Origin of the sequence: Micromonospora alfalfae, assembly GCF_022230925.1 — a bacterium.
In the GTDB taxonomy this organism is placed as follows: domain Bacteria; phylum Actinomycetota; class Actinomycetes; order Mycobacteriales; family Micromonosporaceae; genus Micromonospora; species Micromonospora alfalfae.
Genome location: NZ_JAKKFH010000063.1, coordinates 77,424 through 98,768, shown reverse-complemented (window position 1 = coordinate 98,768; position 21,345 = coordinate 77,424). Strand labels below are relative to the sequence as shown.

Here is a 21,345-nt window from a genome sequence, read left to right as displayed (position 1 = left end):
CGGCTCTGTCGATGGCGACCGGGTCCAGCAACGACGAAAACGGCCGCCGACCGCGAGAGGCGGTCGACGGCCGAAGCGTCGTTCGGTGTGGTGCCTAGCGGCCGGGGGCGGGTGCGGTGGAGCCCCGCACCACCAACTCCGGCTCGAACAGCAGCTCGTCCTGAAGGACGCCGGCACCCTCGATCTGGGTGACCAGCAGATCCACCGCGGCCTGCCCCATCGTCTCGATCGGCTGCCGCACAGTGGTCAACGGCGGATCGGTGCACGTCATGAAGGCGGAGTCGTCGAAACCCACCACCGACACGTCGGCCGGCACTGACCGCCCCAACCGTCGGGCCGCCCGGATCGTGCCCAACGCGAGCACGTCGCTGGCGCAGATGATGCCTGTCACGCCCCGCTCGACCAACTTCGTGGCGGCGACCCGCGCCCCCTCCATCGAGAAGCTGGAACGCTCGACGCACTCGGCGTCGCCCTCGTCCCAGCCGGCAGCCTGGACCATCGCGTCGAGCTTGCGCCGCGACGGCACGTGCCCCTCCGGGCCGAGCACCATGCCGATCCGTTCGTGCCCGAGCGAGCGCAGGTGCCCGTACGCCTGCTCGACCGCCACCGCGTCGTCAGTGGAGACCCGGGGGAATCCCAGCTCGTCCACACCGGCGTTGACCAGCACGACCGGAAGCCCCCGCTCGGTCAGTCGACGGTAGTGGTCGTGTCGGGCGTCGGCGAGCGCGTACGAGCCACCGGCGAAGATCACCCCGGAGACCTGGTGGTCGAGGAGCATCTCCACATAGTCCATTTCGGAGACCCCGCCGATGGTCCGGGCACAGAGCGCCGGGGTGTAGCCGCGCTGAGCGAGAGTGCCGGTGACCACCTCGGCCAGCGCCGGGAAGATCGGGTTCTGCAACTCGGGCAGCACCAGCCCGACCAGCCGGGCGCGTTCGCCGCGCAGCTTTGTCGGCCGCTCGTAACCGAGCACGTCCAGCGCCGTGAGCACGGCGGTGCGCGTCGCCTCGGAGACCCCGTCGCGGCCGTTGAGCACCCGGCTGACGGTGGCCTCGCTGACGCCCGCCTTCTTGGCAACTTCAGTCAACCGCTTGGTCACGGTCGCAATCGTACGTCACCTGAATGAAAGAAATGAACAGCAATCTGCCCGTCGTTTGCTGGCCGGCTGCCGCATTCTTCCCACCGCCGACCATTCCGACCTCCGCCACCTGCCACACCACAACGCAGGCGGCCATGATCGACTCGGTTTCAGTGAAATCGCGGGGTTCCAATGCCCCGGACACCCCGACTTCCTGAAACGCGAGTGGATCATGCCCAGCCGCAGCGCGCGGGGCGTCGCAGGGCGCACGGCATTGCCAGGGGTCTTGGGGGCGGGCTGGGGTCAGGACAGGTCGTGCAACGCGGACTCGATGGCCCGGTGGAAGGTCGGGTACGCGTAGATCATGTGCCGGAGCTGACTCAACGGAACCGCCGCGTGCACCGCCACCACCAGCGCGGACAGCACCTCACCGCCGGCCGGGCCGACCGAGGTGGCGCCGATCAGCACGCCCTGGTCGGCGTCCGCCACGAGCTTGATGAACCCGTCGTCGCCGACCCGGTGGATCCAGCCGCGGGTCGAGCTGCCGAGCTTGGTGAAACCCACCTGCACGTTGATGCCGCGTTCGCGGGCCTGCTGTTCGGTGAGCCCGACCGCGCCGATCTCGGGATCGGTGAAGGTCACCCGGGGCAGCGCGCGGTAGTCGGCTCGCGGGATAGTGCCGGCTGAGCCGCTCGATCCGCTGGCGGCCAGCGAGCTGGACGCGCCCATCGCTCCGCCGACCACGCTGGAGGTGCCGCTGGCGTCCGCCCCCGCGTTCGCCTGCCGGGCGCGGGCCAGGATGTCGGCGATCACGATCCCCGCCTGGTACATGGCGATGTGCGTGAAGGCACCCTCGCCGGTGATGTCGCCGACCGCCCAGACGTGGTCGGTGACGTGCAGACGGTCGTCGACCGGGAGGTAACGCTGGCTGGCGTCCAGGCCGATCGTGTCCAGGCCCAGCTCGGCCAGGTGGGCCTTGCGCCCGGTCACCACCAGCAGCCGGTCGGCGGTGAACTCCGCGCCGCCGCCACCGTGCAGTGTGAACCTGGTCCCGTCGTGTTCGACCCGTTCCGCGCGTACCCCGGTGTGGATCTCCACGCCGTCGGCGCGCAGCGCCGCGGCGGCGACCTCGGACGCCTCGGGTTCCTCGATGGCCAGCACCCGGTCGAGCGCCTCGACCACCGTGACCCGGACCCCGAAGCGGGCGAAGACCTGCGCCAACTCCAGGCCGATCGCGCCGCCACCCAGCACGAGCAGCGACTGCGGCAGCTCCTCGACCTCGATCGCCTGGTGGTTGGTCCAGTACGGCGTGTCGGCCAGGCCGTCGATCGGCGGCACCGACGGTCGGGTGCCGGTGCCCAGCACCACCCCGTGTCGGGCCTCGAACATCTGGTCGCCGACGCGGACCCGGCGCGGACCGTCGAGCCGGCCGCTGCCCCGCACGAGCCGGCCACCCTTGCCGACGAACCGCTCCGCCGCGACCGTGTCGTCCCAGGTGTCGGTGGCTTCCTCGCGGATCCGCTTCGCCACCGGCGCCCAGTCGGGTTGGACCTGCGCCGTCCCGGCGAGCCCGTCGACCCGGCGAGCCTCGGCGAGCGCGTTGGCCGCTCTGATCATCATCTTGCTCGGGATGCAGCCCCAGTACGGGCACTCCCCGCCGACGAGATCCCGTTCGACGCCGACGACGCTCAGGCCGGCCTCGGCAAGCCGCTCAGCCACCTCCTCGCCGCCGACCCCGAGCCCGACCACCACCACGTCCACCAACTCCGGCTCCGCCACACCGAACAGCATCCCCCAGCGACACCACCCCAACCACCGGGGTCGGCGGAAAAGTCGGCACGCGCACCGGCCCGGACGCCTACCGTGGCCGGATGCACGCACGCTTCGCTCCGGTCCGGGACTGCTTCCACGACATGCTCACCTCCGGCCGGGAAACCGGTGCCGCCCTGACCGTCTGGTACGACGGGCAGCCCGTCGTGGACCTGACCGGCGGCTCCCGCCGCGGCCACGGGTCGGGCGGCGAGCCGTGGCTGCCGGACACGCTGGTGAACGTCTACTCGGTCGGCAAGCCGGTGGCAGCGCTCTGCCTGTTGCTGCTCGTCGACCGGGGAGCTGTCGATCTCGACGCGCCGGTGGACCGGTACTGGCCGGAGTTCCGCACTCCCGCCACGGTGCGTCAGGTGTTGTCGCACACCGCCGGGCTGCCGGCCTTTCCGGTGCCGCGACCGGCCGCCGCGATCGCCGACTGGGCGCTGCTCACCGGCGACCTGGCCGCCGCCGACCCCGAGTGGTCGCCGGGCTCGGTCGCCGGGGAACACGCCTGGACGTACGGCCATCTGGTGGGCGAGGTGGTCCGCCGCGTCGACGGACGGTCGGTGGGCCGGTTCCTGGCCGAGGAGGTCGCCGACCGCTGGCAGCTCGACCTCGGGTTCGGGTTGACCGAGTCGGACCAGTTGCGCTGCGCGGACCTGCGGTACGGCGACCCGGGATGGCCGACCCGGAAGCTCGGCGAGCCGGGGTCACTGCGGGCGCGAGCGCTGGGCAACCCGGCCGGCGGGCTGGACGTGGCCGTGCTGAACAGTCCGCTGTGGCGGGGGGCCGAGATGCCGGCCGTCAACCTGCACGCCACCGCGCCCAGCCTGGCCCGGCTCTACGCCGGCCTGCTGGCCGGTGGTGTCCTGGACGGGGTCCGGCTGTTCAGCCCCGACCTGGTGGCGGAGGCGACAGGGGTCCAGTACGACGGGCCGGACCTGGTGTTGGATCGCGACGCCCGCTGGACGTTGGGTATGCAGCGGGAGCCGGACGGCAGTTGGGGCATGGGCGGCATCGGCGGCAGCAGCGCGTGGGCCGACCCCGAGCGCGGCTACACCTTCGCGTACGCCACCGCGCACCTCGCCGAGCACGACCGGGTGGACGAGCTGGTCGAGGCGTTGCACTCGGTGCTCTGATCAGCGCAGCCAGACGGGGTCGGTGCCGGGTACCGAGAGGGGCGGTGGGTAGTCGAGCGTCTGACGCAGGGCCTCGGGCAGCCGCCACGGTTGGTGGATGGCCCTGCCCTGCACCGTCGCCAGCTCCGGCACCCACCGGCGCACGTAGTCGCCGTCCGGGTCGTACCGTTCGGCCTGCCGGACCGGGTTGAACCCCCGGTAGGGCTTCGTGTCGTTGCCGGTGCCGGCGACCCACTGCCAGTTGCCGGAGTTGTTCGCCACGTCCCCGTCGAGCAGCCAGCGGAAGAACACCCCAACCCCGGACCGCCAGTCCTGCCCGAGGTGCTTGGTCAGGTAGCCGGCGGTGATCAGCCGGGCCCGGTTGTGCATCCAGCCCTGTGCCAGCATCTGCCGCATCCCGGCGTCGACGATCGGCATCCCGGTGCGTCCCTCGGCCCAGGCCGCCAACGCGTCGTCGTCGTAGCGCCACTGCTCGGTGGCACCCCGCCGGTACGCCGCAGTTGAGATCTTCGGGAAGGCGGCGGTGACCTGGTAGTAGAAGTCCCGCCAGCAGAGCTGCCTGACGAACGGGCCGGACCGGTCGCCGGCACGGTTCGCCACCGCCAGCGGAGACACACAGCCGAAGCGCAGGTACGGGCTGAGCCGGGACGTGTCGTCGCCGGCCATGTCGTCGTGCTGATCGCCGTACCGGGTCAGGTCGGGCAGCCAGTCGGTGAGCCGCTGCCCGGCGATCCGCTCACCACCGATGGCCGCGTCGGGCGAGTCTCCGGTCGGCAGCGCCGGCAGCCGGCCCACGCGCACCCGATCGGGCAGTGCGATCCGGCGCGGCGCGGCCAGCTCCTCGCGCCACCGGTTGGCCGCCCAGGCCCTGTGGTACGGGCTGAAAACCCGGTAGTGGTCCCCGCCGCCACCGGGCCGCAACGCGCCCGGCTCGACCACCGTCAACCCGGGAAACAGTCGCAGGTGCAGCCGGTGCCGCTCACACTCGGCGCGTAGTCGCCGCTCCCGGCGGACGGCGTAGTGGCTGACGTCGGCCGAGAGCGCGACGGCGGTGGCCCCGACCTCGTCGGCCAGCCGGATCGTCTCGGCCACCGGGTCGCCGTGCCGGACCACCAGGTCGCCACCACGCTCACGAAGTTGGTCGCGCAGGTCGGCAAGGGCCTGGTGCAGGAAGCGGGTGCGGTTGGCGGAGAGGTCGGCCAGCGCCGGGTCGAGCACGTACAGCGGGACCACCTGGTCGAAGGCCGCAGAGGTGGTGGCCAGCGCCGGGTGGTCGTGCACCCGCAGGTCGCGGGTGAGGAGCACGATCGCCGTGCTCGCGGTCACCGGTTCTCCGGCTGGATCGTCGGCCCGGGAATGACTACCGGCGTACCGGTCGAGCTGAGCAGGGCCCGCGCGGCCACCGCCATCCGTCGGCGCTGCGGCACCAGGGCCCGCCGGACGAAGACGTCGTAGTCCTGCGCGGCCACCTCGTCGAGGATGCCGCCGTAGAGGGCGTACGCGGTGCGCATGCAGGCCTGTGAGGCGGGCGCCAGCATGGTGATGCCCGGTGCGGCGGCGGCGTAGTGCGCCTGGGCTCGGGTCACCTCGTACTCGATCAGCTCGCGGATCCGGGGGGTGACGCGGCCCCGGGCGCGGGCCTCGGCCAACTCCTCGCGGGTGACCCCGAACTTCGCCATGTCCTCGTCGGGCAGGTAGGTGCGGCCCCGGTCGAGGTCCTCGGCGACGTCCCGGATGAAGTTGGTGAGCTGGAAGGCGAAGCCGAGCTGTCGGGCCGGTTCCCGGGCCGCCACCGGGTCGGAGCTGCCCAGGATCGGCAGCATCATGGTGCCGATGACCGCCGCCGAGCCCTCCATGTAGTCGAGCAGGTGGTCGTAGGTTGGGTACGCGGTGACGGTCAGGTCCATCGCCATGCTCTTCAGAAACGACGCAAAGTCGTCCCGGTCGAGATCGAAGACGGCGATCGTGTGCAGCACGGCCGGCAACAGTGGGTCGTCTACCGGCGCACCGTGCAGACCGGCCACGAACTGGCTGGCCCAGCGGTCCAGCAGGGCGGCCCGCTCGGCCGGCGGCAGGTCCTCGGTGCGGTCGACGATCTCGTCCGCGTACCGCGTGAACCCGTAGAGGGCGTGCACATGTCGTCGTTTCCAAGCGGGGAGCAGGCGGGTGGCGAGATAGTAGGTGCGGCCGTGGCGTTTGTGCAGCTCACGGCACCGGTCATAGGCAGCGGTGAGATCAGTTTCCACCGGCCCTCCTCCATTTATCGACGCACCAATCGACGCAACCCGTAGCCTAGGGTACGCTCAGCCGCATGGCCAACGACGCAGTTGCGGGCAACGTGACCCGCGTGGCGCCGACAGGGCCAGGGGACGGGGACGATCCGGTCCGCGCCGTTCTGGCTGCTTATACCCACGATCTGGTCACGGCGGTCGACGAGACGCTGGACACCTTCCTCACCTCCGAGGTCGACAACCTCAACGACATCGACGCGTCGATGGGCCGCTTCGCCGCCACCGCGCGGGAGGCCGTCCTCACCGGCGGCAAGCGGATCCGCTCCACGTTCGCCTACTGGGGATGGCGTGGGGCCGTCGGTGGCACCGCGGCGCTGCCACCCGTGCTGCCCGCGCTGGCCGCGCTGGAGTTGCTGCATACCTTCGCGCTGGTGCACGACGACGTGATGGACGCGTCCACCACCCGCCGCGGCCGGCCCACCGCGCACGTCGCGCTCGCCGAACAGCACGTCGCCGCCGGCCACCGAGGTGATCCCGGCCGGTTCGGTGAAGCAGTCGCCGTGCTCATCGGCGACCTCTGCATGGTCTGGGCCGACCAGTTGCTGGCCCATGCCTCGGTGCCGTCGACGCGACTCTTCGAGGTGCGCCGCTGCTACGACCAGATGCGGGTCGAGACGGTCGCCGGGCAGTATCTGGACGTGCTCGGCGAGAACGACCCGGGCAACTGGTCGGTCGACCGGGCGCTACGGGTGGCCCGCTACAAGACCGCCAGCTACACCGTCCAGCGACCACTGCTCTTCGGTGCCTGCCTGGCCGGGGTGCCCGCCGACGACCCGCTGGTCTCCGCGTACACCCGCTATGGCCTGGCTGTCGGCGAAGCGTTCCAGCTCCGCGACGACCTGCTCGGCGTCTACGGCGACCCGGTCGCCACCGGCAAGCCGGCCGGGGACGACCTCCGCACCGGCAAACCGACCACGCTGCTGATGCTGGCCCGTGAGCTGGCCACACCGGCACAGCTCACGGCGTTGCAGCGGGCCGCCGACGGACCGGTCGACACGCTCGCCGAGCTGGTCGCCGAGACCGGCGCGGTGACCCGGGTGGAGCAGATGATCGCCGAGCGGGTCAGCGACGCGCTGGCCGCGCTCGACGCCGCACCCGTGGACCAGACGGCGCGGACCGCGTTGACCGGGCTGGCCACCGCCGCTGCCAACCGGCGGGCCTGATGAGCGAACTGAGCGAGGAGGTGGTCACGTGCGGACTGTGACAGGACGGACGGACCGGGTGGTGGTCGTCGGGGCCGGGCTGGGCGGGCTCGCCTGCGCGCTGCACCTGGCCGGCAGCGGTCGACAGGTGACAGTGCTGGAGCGCGAGCCGGTGCCCGGCGGGCGGGCCGGACGCCTCGGCGTGGACGGCTACGAGTTCGACACCGGCCCGACGGTGCTCACCATGCCCGACCTGATCGCCGAGGCGCTCGGCGCTGTCGGCGAGGAGCTGCACGACTGGCTGGACCTGACCCCGCTCGACCCCGCCTACCGGGCGTACTACCCGGACGGCTCGACTCTCGACGTGCTCACCGACACCACCCGGATGGCTGCCGAGATCTCCCGGGTCTGCGGGCCCCGGGAGGCCGACGGCTACCTGCGGTTCGTCGAGTACGCGCGGGAGCTGTGGCGGCTGGAGCGCACCGACTTCATCGAGCGCAACCTGGACGCGCCGAGCGACCTGATCACCGGCAACCTGCTCAAGCTGCTCAGTGGCGGGGCCTTCCGGCGACTCCAGACGAAGATCAACCAGTTCTTCCGGGATCCGCGTACCCAGCGGATCTTCTCCTTCCAGGCGATGTACGCCGGCCTCGCGCCGCACGACGCGCTGGCCATCTACGCGGTCATCGCGTACCTCGACTCGGTGGCCGGGGTCTACTTCCCACGCGGCGGCATCCACGCGGTCTCCAGGGCGATGGCCGGCGCGGCCGAGAAGCACGGCGTGCAGATCCGGTACGACACCACCGTCACCCGGGTGGAGACAGTGAACGGCCGCGCCACCGGCGTGCTCACCGCCGACGGCGACCTGGTCCCGGCGGACGTGGTGGTGCTCAACCCCGACCTGCCTGTCGCCTACCGGGACCTGCTCCCCGCCGCGCCGCAGCGCCGGCTCACCTACTCGCCGTCCTGCGTCGTTCTGCACGTCGGCTCCCGACAGGCCTATGCGAAGATCGCCCATCACAACATCCATTTCGGGCGCGCGTGGAAGGGCACCTTCGATGAGGTCATCCGACGGGGTGAGCTGATGACCGATCCGTCGCTGCTGGTGACCAACCCGAGCCGGACCGACCCCGCGGTCGCACCTCCGGACCGACACACCTACTACGTGCTCGCCCCGGTACCCAACCTGCACCGGGCGCCGTTCGAGTGGCGCGGCGACCTGACCCAGCGCTACACCGACCAGCTGATCGGCACCCTGGAGGGGCGCGGCTACGTCGGCTTCGGCGACGGGGTCGAGGTGCTCCGGGCGATCACCCCCGCCGAGTGGGAGGAGCAGGGGATGGCCGCCGGCACCCCGTTCGCCGCCGCGCACACCCTCTTCCAGACCGGCCCGTTCCGCCCGTCCAACCTGCACCGCGACCTGTCGAACGTGGTCTTCGTCGGCTCCGGGACCCAACCCGGCGTCGGCGTACCGATGGTGCTCATCTCCGGCAAGCTCGCCGCCGGCCGGATCACCGGAGAGGGCCGATGAGCGGTCGTGAGAAGCACCTCGTCGAACTCGTCGACGAGACCGGCAAGGCCCACGGCGAGACGACAGTCGCGGCAGCGCACCAACCACCGGGGCAGTTGCACCGGGCCTTCTCGGTGTTGCTAGTGGACCCGGACGGCCAGGTGCTGCTCCAGCGCCGAGCCGGCGTGAAGACCCGGTTCCCGCTGCGCTGGGCCAACTCCTGCTGCGGCCATCCCCAGCCTGGCGAGTCGCTCGCCGAGGCGGCCAACCGACGGCTGAGCGAGGAGTTGGGCGCGGGCCCGGTCGAGCTGACCGAGGTCGGCATCTACGTCTACTACGCCGAGGACCCGGCGACCGGTCGGGTCGAGTTCGAGTACGACCACGTACTGCGAGGCGAGTTCCTGCCCAACGCTCCGCTACTGCCCGACCCGGACGAGGTGGCCGAGCTGCGGTGGGCCGACCCCGCCGCACTGGAGGTCGAGTTGAAGCGCGACCCCCGGTCGTACGCGCCCTGGCTGGGCGGGGTGGTGAGCCGGCTGCTCCGCCCCGCGGAGTCCCGGTCGGGCGCAACCGGCCCGGCCATGACGCCACCCGGATCGTCGGCGGATGACACGGCGGAGCGGTCGGGTGGTCGATGAGGCGCTGAGCGCGGGCGCTGTCGCACGTCGGTTGGGGGTCGCGGTGACGACCCTCCGCACCTGGCACCAGCGCTACGGGCTCGGGCCCAGCGAACACACCCCCGGTCACCACCGCCGGTACACACCCACCGATCTGGCCCGTCTCGAGATCATGCGACGACTCACCGCCGAGGGGGTGAGCCCCGCCGAGGCGGCCCAGTGGGCCCGCCAGGCACCGGACCCGACGCCAAACGGCACCGTCGCTCCCGCCCGGATCCACCCCACCGGCCGTGACGGCGGCAGCTCCATCCCGGTCGGCCGCGCCGGTCCGGCGGCCCGCGGCCTGGCCCGGGCGGCCATGCGACTGGACGCGGCGGCGATCAGCGAGACCATCGCGCACACCCTTGCCGCCAGCGGGGTCGTCGCCACCTGGGAGGGCCTGCTGCGCCCGGTGCTCGTCGGCATCGGCGAACGGCACGCCGCCACCGCCGGCCTGATCGAGGTGGAACACCTGGTGTCCCGCTGCGTCTCGGAGGCGCTCGCGGCGGCCAGCCGGGCCAACGTCCCCACCGGGCCGGCCCGGATCCTGCTCTCCTGCGCCGACGAGGAACAGCACACCCTGCCGCTGGAGGCGTTGGCGGCGGCTCTCGCGGAGGCCGGTGTCAGTTACCGGATGCTCGGCGCCCGGGTGCCGGTGGCCGCCCTCGTCGAGGCGGTCAACCGGACCGGCCCGGCCGCCGTGGTGCTCTGGTCGCACACTCGGGCCACTGCCGATCCGACCCAACTCAGCGCGCTGCTCGCCGCTCCCCGACGCCCGTTGCTGGTGCTCGCCGCCGGCCCCGGCTGGCGAGCCGACACGCTGCCCGCCGGAGTGGTGCGGCCGGTCGACCTGGCCGAGGCGGTCTCGCTCTCCGCCGCTGTCCGCGACTCCCTGGACCAGTCGAGGCGTGACTGATCGCACTGTCGCCGGACCGCGTCGTGAACTACCGTCGGGCGGGTCCGCCTACCCCGACCCCTCCGGGAGCGAGCAGATGCAAGCCCGCGCCATCCTGGCGTCCGTCCTCGCCGTGGCGCTGCTCCTTTCCGGCTGTGCCCAGCCGAAGCGCACCATCGCACCCGTCGGCGCCCCACGGCCGGTGGAATCAACCACGCCGCCCACCCCGAAACCACGCCCCAGCGTCACCAAGCCGGCCAAGCCGCCACTGCGGCCGCTGCCAGCCAAGCTCCCCACCGGCCTGGGACGCAACACCGGCGTACGTCCGGTGGCCCTGACGTTCGACGACGGGCCCAGCCCGGCCTGGACACCCAAGGTGCTCGACCAACTGAAGGCCGCCAAGGTGACGGCGACCTTCTGCGTCGTCGGCCGCGAGGTGCAGCGCCACCCGGAGCTGGTCCGGCGGATCGTCCGGGAGGGACACCAGCTCTGCAACCACAGCTGGCGACACGACCTCGAACTTGCCCGTCGACCTGTCGGCGAGATCCGGGCCGACCTGGACCGCACCAACAAGGCCATCCAGAAGGCCGCTCCCGGCGCGAAGGTGTCGTTCTACCGGCAGCCCGGCGGCCGGTGGACGTCGGAGGTGGTCGGGGTGGCCAAGGACCTCGGCATGCGTCCGCTGCACTGGTCGGTCGACCCGCAGGACTGGGACAAGCCGACCGCGGCCACGATCGGCAAGCGTGTCCACTCCGCCACCCGGCCCGGTGCGATAGTTCTTCTGCACGACGGGGGCGGTAATCGGGCCGCGACACTCGCCGCATGCCCGAAGTTGATCGCCGACCTGAAGCACCGCTTCGGCATCACCCCACTCCGATAGAACCGCTCTGACCTGCTGTTATGACCCGCCCGAAGCCCTTGCCCATACCGATTTTGTCGACCGACGGAGCATCACGTATGCTTTCCAAGCCTCCGGCGGGGCCGGATGGGAGCAAGTCCGCTTGAAGTTGCGAATGTGCAATGATGGCGGGGCCGCCCTCATCGTCTAGCGGCCCAGGACGCCGCCCTTTCAAGGCGGTAGCACGGGTTCGAATCCCGTTGGGGGCACGACCGGCGCAAGCCGGAGCAAGGCAAGACCGGCGCAAGCCGGGCAACACAAGCTAGGTCCTGTGGAGCAGTTGGAGTGCTCGCCGCCCTGTCAAGGCGGAGGTCGCGGGTTCAAGTCCCGTCAGGACCGCAGCGCTGACGCCGCGCCCCGCGCGGCGTTCTGCGTATCGGAGCAGGTCGCCTTGCCGCCGGTTCGTCCGGTTGGCGGGTAACATGAGCCGAGCGACACGGCCAGGTAGCTCAGTTGGTACGAGCGTCCGACTGAAAATCGGAAGGTCGGCGGTTCGACCCCGCCCCTGGCCACATAGCCTTTCGCCGGGCTACAGAGGTCCCCGCCAGCGGAAACGCAGGTGGGGATCTTGCTTTTGGCGGGTCGCTTCCAGTGACTGCCACACCCACCACCCTCCGCGTGGGCGACTTCCTGGGCTATCGCCGACACCTCCCGCCGGCCTGCGTGATCAACCCCCGCCAGCCCGCGTGACCAACCCCCGCCGGCCCGCGTGATGAACCCCCGTCGGCCCGCGTGATGAACCCCCGCCGGCCTGCGTGATCAACACGACTTTCTTGAAGTCGCGGTGTCCCAGCGGGCGCAACACCGCGTATTCAAGGAAACCGAGTCGATCATGCCCGGGGGAGCCGCCGCGTCGGGGCGGTGGGCCAGGACGTGACGCACCAGGCGGTGGGCGTGACGCACTACCGCGCGGCGTCAGTGGTCACGGCGACCCTGCGGGCGTGACGCACAACCGCGCGGCGTCAGTGGTCACGGCGACCCTGCGGGCGTGACGCACGACCGCGCGGCGTCACTGGTCGCGGCGACCCTGCGGGCGATGCTGGGCCACGCTGCCCTGGATCGCCTCCCACACGCTGCGTCCGGCCTCTCGCAGCGTCTCCCCCGCCTGCTCGGCGAACTGGGCGGCGCTCTGCGCGGCAGCCTGCGCCGCACCCGGAAGACCACCGTCGCCACCTCCGGACGGGCTTGGGCTTGGACCGGACGCAGCCGACTGGCCGGACTTGTTGCCGGTCTGCCCGGCGGTCGGCCCCGCCGATCCCTCGGGGCGCCGCTGGTCCCGGCCCGCCGCCGGGTGCTCTCCGTCACCCGCGCCTTCGGGCCGCTCTCCAGCGGGGTGACGCGCCCCCTCGTGCCGCCGGCCTTCCGGGCGGTCGCCACCTGGCGCGCCGCCTTCCGGCTGCCGTCCATCTGGCTGCTGACCCTGCGGCTGCTGACCCTCAGGCCGCCGCCCCTCAGGCTGCTGACCCTGCGCATGCGGGCCCTCGGGCCGCCGCACCTCCGGATGCTGGCCCTCCGGATGCTGGCCCTGCGGATGCGCCTGGTCGGTGAGCCCCGGGCCGCCAGCTCGCGGCCCAGGTCCGCCGGCACCGGGTCCCGAGCCAACCGGACCCGCCCCGGGTCGACCCGCATCCGGCCGATCAGAACCCGGACGACCTGGGCCGGACTGATTGAGACCCGGGCGATCCGGACCCGGGCCAGCACCCAATGGCCGAGCTGGACCCGGTCGGTCGGATCCCAGTCGGTGGCGGTCGGCCACCGGGCTGGCCGCGCCGACCTGCTGGCCCGGCTCGTCGCGTACGGCGTCCGAGCGTCGACTCGACGCCTTGATCTCCGCTGCGCCCGCGGCCACCTGTTGGGCGCTGCGGTTCACGTCGTCGACGGCCGTGCGCGCGAGCGCCTCGATGATGTGCGGGTTGTGGTCGAGCGTGTCGAGGGCTCGGCCCAGGATTCTGGTCAGCTGCTCCAGCCGCACCCGTAGTTGCGCCTCGGCGTTCACCCCGTCGATGTTCAACTCGCCGCTGTTGAGGTGCACCCGTACGCCGGCGTCGACCTGGAGCAGGTTGGCCACCCGGGCCCGCAGCGACAGATCGGCCTCCAGACCGTCGACCGCCAGTCGGATGGAGTCGACGGAGACCTTCGGAATGTCGAGCAGGACGTCCGGGTTCCCGCTGTCGACGTTCCGGTCCGGTTCCCGCTGCTGCCCGCTCTCGCTCATGCTCTCCCGCCCCACCTGCACACCGGCCGGGTCGTCCGGGCCGTTGGGCGCGGTTACCCGCTTTCCGGCGGGCCATCCCGTCAGTGACGGCTCGACGACCCTCTGTCTGGAACCGGGCACCGCGCGAAGCTGCACACCGAGGCATCAGCCGGTATGGTCCGGGCCTATGGGACAGGAATTGACTGATCCGGCCGACATCCGGCAGGACGTCGGCCAGTTCTCTCTCCGGTGCAGCCTGCTCGTCCCGGGCTCCGCCGAGCACGCGTTCGCGGTCTTCACCGACGAGCTGACCGACTGGTGGGTCACCGAATACACCTGGTCCGGCCCGGACGCGCTGGCCGAGCTGGGCATGGAGCCTCGGGCCGGCGGCATGCTCTACGAGATCGGCCCGTACGGTTTCCGCGCCGACTGGGGCCGGGTGCTCACCTGGGATCCGCCTCGCCGGCTGGTCTTCGTGTGGCAGATCGGCCCCGACCGGGCGCCCGTGCCGGACCCGGCCCGCGCGAGCGAGGTCGAGGTGCTGTTCCATGCCGAGGGGCCGGAACACACCCGGGTCGAGCTGGAGCACCGGCACTTCGACCGGCACGGCGAAGCTGCCGAGGGTTACCGCAAGGCGCTCACGGCCGGCTGGCACGAGCTGCTCACCCGGTACGTCGCCACTGTGTCGCGTCACCGCCCCAGCACGGCGGCCTGACGACCTACCGGGTCACCGGCCGAGCCGCCGACCGGCTGCGGCGCCGCCGAGGTCCCGACCACCAAGGTTCGCGCGTTGGCCGGCCTCCGCCCCTGAACCGAAGCCGGTGCCGCCCAACCGACGTGGCGGTGCGGTACGCAGCCGTGGGTACTCCTCGGTGAGCCGGCGCTGCACCCGGTCGGACCGGTCGGCCAGCACCAGCGCCATCGACTGTGTGCCCGACTCGCTGGCCGCCGCCGACTCCGCCGCCCAGAGTCGCCCTCCGACGACCTCCGCGAAGCCGGCCAGCCAGGAGCGGCGGAAGGCGGCGGGGTGGTCGTCCGCTGGCACCTCGGTGGCGGCCAGGCCGTGGGCCGCCTGCACGAGCAGCGAGGTGAAGAGCAGGTCGACCCGTTCCAGGTCACTGGAGAAGCCGAAGAGGTGCAGGGCGAAGCCGTTGCCTCGCCGACGGCGTACGCAGCGGCAGCGCAGCGGCTCGGCCACCGCGGCGAGCAGGCCCACCTTGTCGCGGGCGTACGGGGCGACGACGTCCAGCACTCGGTCGCCGACCGGGTCGGTGGTCGGGTCCCGGGCGGCGAGCAGGGCCCTGTCGACGCCGTAGCGGGCGATCAGCTCGGTCGCCTTGGCGGTGAACGCGGCGGCCTCGGCCGGCGTGCAGGCCGGGTCCTCGGCCTGGGCCAGCAGCTTGCGCACCTTGCTGAGCATGGCCTCGGACATGCCTACAGAGCTACCACACGGGCCGGACATCATCGGGGCCGCGCGGCAATCGATCGATACGTATCATCGTCACGGCCAGATGATCAGTCCGATACGGACGGTCAACCAACTGTTTGGAGGAACGAACGGATGCCATCCCCGACCGCTCGTCTGCTCGCCGTCGCCACGGCCACCGCGCTGCTCTCCGTCGGCACGCCCGCGCAGGCGGAGCCGACGACACCGACCACGCCGGTCAGCTCCGGGCCGAACGTGTTCGCCCCGCTCGCCACCTGTTACGGCGGGGCGGTCCGGTCGTACTTCGAGACCGGCCGCTACGGCGGCTCGGCCGGCCAGTACCGCACCACGACACGCTGTCGCGACATCAACGTGCGCAATGCGAGCGTGTACGCCACCGACGCGTGCGTGATCTTCGTTGACAAGACGAGCGCCTGCAACTACTGGACCTACCTGCCGGCCAACTCGGGCTGGATCACTGTGGCGACCAACGTCCGGGACGGCGTCAACTTCCGGGTCCGCTTCGAGAACCTGCGGTACGAGTACGAACCGCTGATCGCGTACCACGCGTTCTGACCGACCCGCACCGTCGCGGCGTCCGCCCCCCGACGGACGCCGCGACCCGGCGGCGGTTCACCCGGCGCGGCTGCGCAGGGTGGCGATCGTCGAGCCGGCGAGTGTGAGCAGGCAGTCGGGGAGCAGACCGTCGGCGGCCGCAGCGCCGAACAGCGCCTCCCCGGTCGGCTCGTCCCGGTTCGCGTACGCGCTGACGAAGCGGGCCACCCAGCGGGTGTCGTACCCGGCCTGATCGATGCCCGGAAAGTCGAGCGCCGCCCCGCTGGCCGCCGGCGCGTCGCCGAGCATGGTCGCCGCCAGGCACCAGGCGACGTCGTACGCGCCGTCCAGGCCGTCCCGGTCGACGACCGCGTCGAACGCTCCCACCACCGCGTCTCCATCCCCGGTGAGCGCCGAACGGAGCACGGCGGCCGCGTCATCGAACGTCTGCTGTGGTAGGTCCGTCACGCAGCGCACAGTAGGACGGGTGGTCAAGCGCCCCCCGCGACCGTCACTGTCCGTGTTCAACGCGAGCTACCTGCGCATTACGCCACCTCCACGGTCCCGCCGCCGGCCTCGGCACGCTAATGTGCGCAGCGGACCTTCGCCGGAGGAAGGACGACCATGTTCGTATCACGCCGCTCGCGGGTAGCCACACTGGCTGCCTGCGCGACGATCCTGCTCGCCACAAGCGCTTGCGGGGATGACAAGCCCGAAGAGGCCAGCGCTCAACAGGTGCGCCTCTACGGCACGGACGGCAACATGCTCAACTCCTATCCTGCGGAGTTGAAGGAACGGGCGAGTCTCGTCGACGGGATGAAGGGCACCACGCCCCTCGTACCGCTGCCAGACGACTTCAAGGGCCGGCTACGGGCCGTCAATCCGGCGCTGACGGACTACGTGTACTCGGCCGAGACGTACGACGCGGTGGTGATCGCCGTGCTCGCCGCCCAGTTGGCCGGGAGCACCGACCCGGCCGCCATCACCAAGCAGATCGTCGCCGTGACCAACGACGGGCAGCGCTGCGAGGACCCGGCCAGTTGTCTCGCGTTGGCCCGCAACGGGCAGGACATCGAGTACCGCGGCGTGTCGTTGACCCGGGCGGGCTTCACCGACAAGGGTGAGCCGGCCACCGCGAGCTATGCCACGCTGACCTTCGACGGGCAGCAGATCAACGACGGCAAGACCGAGTTCGTCGGCGCGGGCATCGAGTCGGCGGCGAGCACCAAGACGCCGCCGAAGCCGAAGAAGCAGCGCCCGGGTGGCGCCTCCGCCGACCAGGAGCCGCTGATCCTGGGCGGCCTGCTGCCGAAGACCGGTGACCTCTCGATCGCCTACCCGCCGATGGCCGCCGGCGCCGCGCTGGCGATCAAGGAGATCAACGCCGCTGGCGGCGCACTGGGCAAGCCGGTGACGTGGCTCGACGGCGACGACGGCACCAACCCGGCGGTGGCCAAGGCGACGGTTGCCAAGCACGTGGCGGACGGCGTCAGCGTGATCATCGGTGCCGGCGGTTCGGGCATCTCCCGGGCGGTGCTGCCGGACGTGGTGCAGGCCGGGAAGATCCTCTTCTCCCCGTCCAACACCGACAGCAGCCTGACCGACGTCGACGACCAGGGCCTCTACTTCCGTACCGCCCCGCCGGACAGCCTCCAGGGCCGGGCGTTGGCCGACGTGATCCTCCGCGACGGGTCGCAGAAGATCGTCATCGTCGCCCGTAAGGACTCCTACGGTGAGGGCCTGCAGGGCACCGTCCGCGACGAGCTGGAGAAGGCCGGTATCGCCAACGACCGGCTCAAGCTGTTGACGTACGAGCCGCCGGCCGACGCGAAGGCCGCTCCGGTCGACTTCAGCGGCGGCGCGAAGCAGATCAAGGAATTCGGCGCGGACGCCGTACTGATCATCGGTTTCGGTGAGTCCGCCCAGGTGATCCGTGGCCTGGCCGACGCCGGGGTGCAGATCCGGCAGTAGGCGGTACCCGAAACCCACGACGGCCGCACCGGCTTCCCGCCGGTGCGGCCGTTTCTGGTACGCGGGTTCAGCGCGGCCGGCGACGCTCCAGAAACTCGGTCATCCGGCGGTGCTTCTCGTCGTCCTCGAAGAGCACCGCCTGGCTGACCAGGTCGAGATGCGGGTGCGCGGCGGCCGGCGCGTCCACCGCCAGCTTGGTCAGTCGCACCGCCAACGGTGAGCCCAGGGCGATCTCGTCCAGCAACGCGTGCGCCACCGTCAGCAGCTCGCCGGGCTCGTCCACCACCCGGTTGACCAGGCCGATCCGCAGTGCCTCCGCGGCGTCCACCCGCCGGCCGGTGAAGAGCAGCTCCTTGGCCCGGCCCTCGCCGATCAACGCGGGCAGCCGGTGGGTCGCGCCGGCGCCAGCCAGGATGCCCAACCGCACCTCCGGTTGCCCGAAGACCGCCCGCGCAGTGCACACCCGAAGGTCGCACGCGTACGCCAGCTCCGCGCCACCGCCCAACGCCGGGCCGTCGACGGCCGCCACTGTCGGCATCGGCAGTGCCCGGATGCGGGCGAACGCGGCCGAGTTGATCGCGGCGAGGGCGTCAGTGCGACCCCGTTCGCGGAGCTGGCCGATGTCGGCGCCACCGGCGAAGATGCCCGCCGCCCCACCGGTGAGCAGCAGCAGGCGCGGGCGCGCCTCCAACTCGGCGCAGACCTGGTGCAGCTCGGCGATCAGGTCGGCGTCGATGGCGTTGCGCTTCTCCGGCCGGTCGAGGGTGACCACCAGCCGGTCCGGCCGCTCCTCGATCCGTAACCCGCTCACTGGGCCCGCCTTCCGTTCGCGACCGCGGGGCCCGCAAGCTCACTCCTGGCGCTCACTGCTTGACCCCGCCGCTCCAGCGGTAGAAGCCCTGCCCGGACTTCTTACCCAGCCGCCCCGCGGTCACCATCTCCACCAGCAGCGGGGGTGGCGCGAAACGGTCCCCGTACGCGGCCTGGAGGGTGCGGGCGATGTCCAGCCGCACGTCGAGGCCGACCAGGTCGGTGAGTTCCAGCGGCCCGATCGGGTGCCGGTAGCCGAGCACCATGGCCTTGTCGATGTCCGCCGGGCTGGCCACCTCGTCGGCGACCATCCGGATCGCCTCCAGCCCGAGGGTGACCCCGAGCCGGGAGGTGGCGAAGCCGGGCATGTCGCGTACGACGACGGGGTCCTTGCCGAGCCGGCCGGCGAGCGCGACGGCAGCGGCGGTGGTCTCCTCGGCGGTGGCCGGGCCGACCACGATTTCCAGCAGCGCCATCGCCCAGACCGGGTTGAAGAAGTGCAGGCCGAGGAAGCGCTCGGGCGCGTCCAGCCCGGCGGCCAGATCACCGATGGCGATGCTTGAGGTGTTGCTGCCCAGCAGAGCCGGTCGCAGGGCAGCGGCGTCACGCAGCACCGCCCGCTTGAGGTCGAGGCGCTCCGGCACCGCCTCCACGATCACCTCGGGGGTGGGAGCTACCTCGGCGAGGGTCGGGCGCAGCGTCACCCGCTGCCGGTTCGTGGCGGCCTGGTCGGCGCTCAGCTTTCCGCGCTGCACCGCCCGCTCCCACAGCTCGGCGAGCCGGTTCAGCGCGGCCGCACCCCGCTCGGGGTCCATCTCGACCAACTCGACGGCGTGCCCGGCGCCGGCCGCCACGTACGCGATGCCAAGCCCCATCGTGCCGGCACCGACGACCACGAAACGATCGCTCATCACGCCTCCCTGTCCCGCCCGCCGACGCGCGGGGTCCCCGCTACGCCGGCCCGGGTGTCCCGCCCGCTCCGCTCGCTCATGGTGCGACAGTAGACAGCGCGGCGGCCCGGCCCATGCGTGGGGGAGCGCCGGATCGGGTAATGACGGCCAGTCAACCGAGGGAAGGACCGCATCGACATGAGCCAGGCACCGGAGAGCGTCACCGACGGGGAGATCGTGGAGACCCGAGGCGACGAGCGGGTCGAACTGCTGCGCGCCGACACCAACAACGACGGCAAGACCGACGTGTGGGTGGTGGACACCGACGGCGACGGCAAGGCGGACCTGTTCCAGTTCGACACCGACGGTGACGGCAAGGTGGACATCACCATGGTCGACATCGACGAGGACGGCCAACCGGACGAGGTGGTCGACGGCGACGGCGGCCTTCCGCCCGAGCAGCTCCCCCCGACCGTCCAGGTCTGAGACGTACGGACGGCTCCGCTCTCCGCCGGGCGGAGAGCGGGGCCGTCCCGCTCAGTCGACGAGGCGCAGGGTGGCCAGGTAGTAGGGGGCGTCGCTGTCGTCCACATCGGTGAGCCGCCAACCGGTGCCGTGCACCAGGCTGGCGAACTCGTCCGCCGAGCAGACCAGGTAGTCGAACCAGTCGGTGCTCAACTCGCGGTAGCGCAGCCGCAGCCGCAGCTGGCCACCGAGTCGGCCGCGCCGACGGTTGCGCTCGTGGTAGCCGGTGTGCAGCGGATCGCGGGTGCCGTACGGGTCGGTGCCCTGCGCGATGATCTGCGCCCCCGGTCGGGCCAGCGCGGCGAGCGCGGCCAGGAACTCGGGAGCGCGCTCCCGCCCCTCGAACAGCCCGAGGTTGTTGCCGAGCAGCAGGAACGTGTCGTACCGCGACCCGTCGGCGACGTGCGTGTCGACGGTGCCGTGCACCAGCCGCCGGACACCGCGACGCCTGCTCACCTCCAGCGCGCCCGCTGAGGTGTCCAGCCCGGTGACCGGTACGCCGCGCTCCTGGAGCCGCAGCGCGATCCGGCCGGCTCCGGTGCCAATGTCCAGCGTCTCGCCGTGCGCCCGGTCCACCGCGCGGTGGTCGTACGGCTGCCACTCGGCCGGCCCGTCCAGGTAGTGCGCGGACGGGGCGCCGTTGATCAGACCGTCGTCCCGTTCGATGATCTCGATGACCGGTCGGGGCAGTCGACCACCGACCAGGGGTCGGGGGCCCACCCCGGTGGCCACGGCGAGCGTGTCCCGCAGTAGTTCGCCGACCACGTCACCGATTAGAGGCTCAACAGTCACGACGTTCACGCTATCCGGCCACTCAGTGGCCCGCGCCGGCCGTATCCTGGCGGCGTGACCACGCTGGACCGGCTGTCGGCCGAGAAGTACATCCTGCTCACGACCTTTCGCAAGGACGGTCGGGCGGTGCCGACCCCGGTCTGGGCGGTGCGCGACGGGGAGGCGCTTGCGGTCTGGACGCGGGCCGACTCGGGCAAGGTGAAACGGATCCGCCGCAACGGTGAGGTGACAGTGGCGCCGTGCGACGTGCGGGGTCGGCCACATGGGGCGGAGGTGCAAGCTCACGCGACGATCTACGGGGGCGGTGACACCGGTCGGGTCCGCGACCTGCTCAAGCACAAGTACCGCCTGATCGGCCGGCTGAGTCTGCTGGGTAGCCGGTTGCGTCGCGGCGAGGGCGGCACTGTCGGCATCCGGGTGACGTTGGCCGAGCCACGGCGCTGACTGACCCGCTGCCGGGTCGTGCCCGGCGGGGCATACGAAAGGGGCGGCGGATCGAGATCCACCGCCCCTGACGAAGAACTGTTGCCTGCTCAGTCGCCCTGCCGCTGTTGCGGGATCTGGCCCTGCAAGAGCGCCCTGACCTCCGACTCACGGTACCGACGGTGGCCACCCAGGGTGCGAATGGCACTGAGCTTGCCAGCCTTGGCCCACCGGGTCACCGTCTTCGGGTCGACCCGGAACATCGACGCCACCTCGGCCGGCGTGAGTAGCGGCTCTGGTTCGTGCGTTCGCGATGCCATCGGTCACTCCTCCACATGTAT

General features: G+C 71.7%; 23 protein-coding genes and 3 tRNA genes. 14 read left to right on the top strand and 12 right to left on the bottom strand.

The features are described 5' to 3' along the window. Positions 1-94 precede the first annotated feature (94 nt). The 3 genes from MED01_RS35040 to MED01_RS35030 all read right to left on the bottom strand — a co-directional run bounded on the left by MED01_RS35040 (position 95) and on the right by MED01_RS35030 (position 2,869). The gene (locus tag MED01_RS35040) at positions 95-1,099 is read right to left on the bottom strand and encodes a LacI family DNA-binding transcriptional regulator (RefSeq protein ID WP_238672789.1); all 1,005 of its coding nucleotides are present in this window, start codon (positions 1,097-1,099) and stop codon (positions 95-97) included. Beyond that, positions 1,080-1,283, bottom strand: coding sequence for a hypothetical protein (locus MED01_RS35035; protein WP_238672788.1), 204 nt, complete (start codon positions 1,281-1,283; stop codon positions 1,080-1,082). Before MED01_RS35035 ends, MED01_RS35040 begins: the two co-directional genes overlap by 20 nt. A 98-nt stretch (positions 1,284-1,381) precedes the next feature. Beyond that, positions 1,382-2,869, bottom strand: a complete 1,488-nt coding sequence (locus MED01_RS35030; RefSeq protein WP_238672787.1) for a dihydrolipoyl dehydrogenase family protein — start codon at positions 2,867-2,869, stop codon at positions 1,382-1,384. Between the two features lie 80 nt (positions 2,870-2,949). On the opposite strand from MED01_RS35030, the gene MED01_RS35025 reads away from it, so the two are divergent. Continuing rightward, on the top strand, positions 2,950-4,026 hold the full coding sequence (locus MED01_RS35025) for a serine hydrolase domain-containing protein (RefSeq protein ID WP_238672786.1): 1,077 nt from the start codon (positions 2,950-2,952) through the stop codon (positions 4,024-4,026). On the opposite strand, the gene MED01_RS35020 is transcribed toward MED01_RS35025, so the two are convergent. Together MED01_RS35020 and MED01_RS35015 are read right to left on the bottom strand one after the other, a co-directional pair. After that, positions 4,027-5,352 (bottom strand): cryptochrome/photolyase family protein, encoded by a 1,326-nt coding sequence (locus tag MED01_RS35020; protein WP_238672785.1) that lies wholly within the window; start codon positions 5,350-5,352, stop codon positions 4,027-4,029. It abuts the gene before it with no gap. Next, positions 5,349-6,272, bottom strand: coding sequence for a phytoene/squalene synthase family protein (locus MED01_RS35015; protein WP_238672784.1), 924 nt, complete (start codon positions 6,270-6,272; stop codon positions 5,349-5,351). Before MED01_RS35015 ends, MED01_RS35020 begins: the two co-directional genes overlap by 4 nt. Before the next feature lie 65 nt (positions 6,273-6,337). Between MED01_RS35015 and MED01_RS35010 the strand changes: the two genes are divergently transcribed. The 8 genes from MED01_RS35010 (at position 6,338) to MED01_RS34975 (ending at position 11,930) form a co-directional block, all read left to right on the top strand. Further along, entirely contained in the window at positions 6,338-7,480 is a 1,143-nt protein-coding gene (locus tag MED01_RS35010; RefSeq protein WP_238672783.1) for a polyprenyl synthetase family protein, read from the top strand. Between the two features lie 28 nt (positions 7,481-7,508). Continuing rightward, complete coding sequence (gene crtI, locus MED01_RS35005) at positions 7,509-8,990, top strand: phytoene desaturase family protein (protein WP_238672782.1); 1,482 nt, start codon at positions 7,509-7,511, stop codon at positions 8,988-8,990. Next, entirely contained in the window at positions 8,987-9,607 is a 621-nt protein-coding gene (gene idi / locus MED01_RS35000; protein WP_238672781.1) for an isopentenyl-diphosphate Delta-isomerase, read from the top strand. Before crtI ends, idi begins: the two co-directional genes overlap by 4 nt. Beyond that, positions 9,597-10,541 (top strand): MerR family transcriptional regulator, encoded by a 945-nt coding sequence (locus MED01_RS34995; protein ID WP_238672884.1) that lies wholly within the window; start codon positions 9,597-9,599, stop codon positions 10,539-10,541. The genes idi and MED01_RS34995 overlap by 11 nt, the downstream gene beginning before the upstream one ends. A 76-nt stretch (positions 10,542-10,617) precedes the next feature. Beyond that, positions 10,618-11,400, top strand: a complete 783-nt coding sequence (locus MED01_RS34990) for a polysaccharide deacetylase family protein (RefSeq protein ID WP_238672780.1) — start codon at positions 10,618-10,620, stop codon at positions 11,398-11,400. 154 nt (positions 11,401-11,554) lie between these two features. Next, a tRNA-Glu gene (locus tag MED01_RS34985) sits at positions 11,555-11,627 on the top strand. A 56-nt stretch (positions 11,628-11,683) separates the two neighbouring features. Then, positions 11,684-11,757 (top strand) — tRNA-Asp (locus MED01_RS34980). A 99-nt stretch (positions 11,758-11,856) separates the two neighbouring features. Further along, a tRNA-Phe gene (locus MED01_RS34975) sits at positions 11,857-11,930 on the top strand. Positions 11,931-12,427: 497 nt separating this feature from the next. On the opposite strand, the gene MED01_RS34970 is transcribed toward MED01_RS34975, so the two are convergent. Then, positions 12,428-13,753, bottom strand: a complete 1,326-nt coding sequence (locus MED01_RS34970; RefSeq protein ID WP_238672779.1) for a hypothetical protein — start codon at positions 13,751-13,753, stop codon at positions 12,428-12,430. A gap of 46 nt (positions 13,754-13,799) precedes the next feature. On the opposite strand from MED01_RS34970, the gene MED01_RS34965 reads away from it, so the two are divergent. After that, positions 13,800-14,327 (top strand): SRPBCC family protein, encoded by a 528-nt coding sequence (locus MED01_RS34965; RefSeq protein WP_238672778.1) that lies wholly within the window; start codon positions 13,800-13,802, stop codon positions 14,325-14,327. Between the two features lie 12 nt (positions 14,328-14,339). Here MED01_RS34965 and MED01_RS34960 read toward each other — a convergent pair whose 3' ends face one another. Then, positions 14,340-15,044, bottom strand: coding sequence for a DUF2786 domain-containing protein (locus tag MED01_RS34960; RefSeq protein WP_238672777.1), 705 nt, complete (start codon positions 15,042-15,044; stop codon positions 14,340-14,342). Between the two features lie 129 nt (positions 15,045-15,173). Here MED01_RS34960 and MED01_RS34955 point away from each other — a divergent pair, with 129 nt between their 5' ends. Beyond that, positions 15,174-15,614, top strand: a complete 441-nt coding sequence (locus MED01_RS34955; RefSeq protein ID WP_238672776.1) for a hypothetical protein — start codon at positions 15,174-15,176, stop codon at positions 15,612-15,614. Positions 15,615-15,671: 57 nt separating this feature from the next. Here MED01_RS34955 and MED01_RS34950 read toward each other — a convergent pair whose 3' ends face one another. Further along, positions 15,672-16,061, bottom strand: coding sequence for a hypothetical protein (locus MED01_RS34950; protein ID WP_238672775.1), 390 nt, complete (start codon positions 16,059-16,061; stop codon positions 15,672-15,674). Between the two features lie 156 nt (positions 16,062-16,217). Here MED01_RS34950 and MED01_RS34945 point away from each other — a divergent pair, with 156 nt between their 5' ends. Continuing rightward, positions 16,218-17,564, top strand: a complete 1,347-nt coding sequence (locus MED01_RS34945; protein WP_238672774.1) for an ABC transporter substrate-binding protein — start codon at positions 16,218-16,220, stop codon at positions 17,562-17,564. 67 nt (positions 17,565-17,631) lie between these two features. On the opposite strand, the gene MED01_RS34940 is transcribed toward MED01_RS34945, so the two are convergent. Continuing rightward, positions 17,632-18,375, bottom strand: a complete 744-nt coding sequence (locus MED01_RS34940) for an enoyl-CoA hydratase/isomerase family protein (RefSeq protein WP_091396017.1) — start codon at positions 18,373-18,375, stop codon at positions 17,632-17,634. Positions 18,376-18,427: 52 nt separating this feature from the next. After that, complete coding sequence (locus MED01_RS34935; RefSeq protein WP_238672773.1) at positions 18,428-19,285, bottom strand: 3-hydroxyacyl-CoA dehydrogenase family protein; 858 nt, start codon at positions 19,283-19,285, stop codon at positions 18,428-18,430. Positions 19,286-19,462: 177 nt separating this feature from the next. On the opposite strand from MED01_RS34935, the gene MED01_RS34930 reads away from it, so the two are divergent. Further along, the gene (locus MED01_RS34930; RefSeq protein WP_091396025.1) at positions 19,463-19,750 is read left to right on the top strand and encodes a hypothetical protein; all 288 of its coding nucleotides are present in this window, start codon (positions 19,463-19,465) and stop codon (positions 19,748-19,750) included. A gap of 51 nt (positions 19,751-19,801) precedes the next feature. Here the strand turns inward: MED01_RS34930 and MED01_RS34925 are convergent, their stop codons facing one another. Beyond that, a complete protein-coding gene (locus MED01_RS34925) occupies positions 19,802-20,581 on the bottom strand; it encodes a class I SAM-dependent methyltransferase (protein WP_238672772.1) in 780 nt (259 codons plus the stop codon). Between the two features lie 54 nt (positions 20,582-20,635). On the opposite strand from MED01_RS34925, the gene MED01_RS34920 reads away from it, so the two are divergent. After that, positions 20,636-21,025 carry a PPOX class F420-dependent oxidoreductase gene (locus MED01_RS34920; protein ID WP_238672771.1) on the top strand — a complete coding sequence of 130 codons (390 nt, stop codon included), beginning with the start codon at positions 20,636-20,638 and terminating at the stop codon, positions 21,023-21,025. An 89-nt stretch (positions 21,026-21,114) separates the two neighbouring features. Here MED01_RS34920 and MED01_RS34915 read toward each other — a convergent pair whose 3' ends face one another. Next, complete coding sequence (locus tag MED01_RS34915; RefSeq protein WP_007073996.1) at positions 21,115-21,324, bottom strand: BldC family transcriptional regulator; 210 nt, start codon at positions 21,322-21,324, stop codon at positions 21,115-21,117. Positions 21,325-21,345: the final 21 nt, after the last annotated feature.

Excerpts from the sequence above, each read along its gene's own strand:
- MED01_RS35030 (WP_238672787.1), bottom strand. The coding sequence starts at position 2,869 with ATGCTGTTCGGTGTGGCGGAGCCGGAGTTGGTGGACGTGGTGGTGGTC.
- MED01_RS35025 (WP_238672786.1), top strand. The coding sequence starts at position 2,950 with ATGCACGCACGCTTCGCTCCGGTCCGGGACTGCTTCCACGACATGCTC.
- MED01_RS35010 (WP_238672783.1), top strand. The coding sequence starts at position 6,338 with ATGGCCAACGACGCAGTTGCGGGCAACGTGACCCGCGTGGCGCCGACA.
- idi (WP_238672781.1), top strand. The coding sequence starts at position 8,987 with ATGAGCGGTCGTGAGAAGCACCTCGTCGAACTCGTCGACGAGACCGGC.
- MED01_RS34990 (WP_238672780.1), top strand. The coding sequence starts at position 10,618 with ATGCAAGCCCGCGCCATCCTGGCGTCCGTCCTCGCCGTGGCGCTGCTC.
- MED01_RS34965 (WP_238672778.1), top strand. The coding sequence starts at position 13,800 with ATGGGACAGGAATTGACTGATCCGGCCGACATCCGGCAGGACGTCGGC.
- MED01_RS34960 (WP_238672777.1), bottom strand. The coding sequence starts at position 15,044 with ATGTCCGAGGCCATGCTCAGCAAGGTGCGCAAGCTGCTGGCCCAGGCC.
- MED01_RS34955 (WP_238672776.1), top strand. The coding sequence starts at position 15,174 with ATGCCATCCCCGACCGCTCGTCTGCTCGCCGTCGCCACGGCCACCGCG.
- MED01_RS34945 (WP_238672774.1), top strand. The coding sequence starts at position 16,218 with ATGTTCGTATCACGCCGCTCGCGGGTAGCCACACTGGCTGCCTGCGCG.
- MED01_RS34935 (WP_238672773.1), bottom strand. The coding sequence starts at position 19,285 with ATGAGCGATCGTTTCGTGGTCGTCGGTGCCGGCACGATGGGGCTTGGC.
- MED01_RS34930 (WP_091396025.1), top strand. The coding sequence starts at position 19,463 with ATGAGCCAGGCACCGGAGAGCGTCACCGACGGGGAGATCGTGGAGACC.
- MED01_RS34915 (WP_007073996.1), bottom strand. The coding sequence starts at position 21,324 with ATGGCATCGCGAACGCACGAACCAGAGCCGCTACTCACGCCGGCCGAG.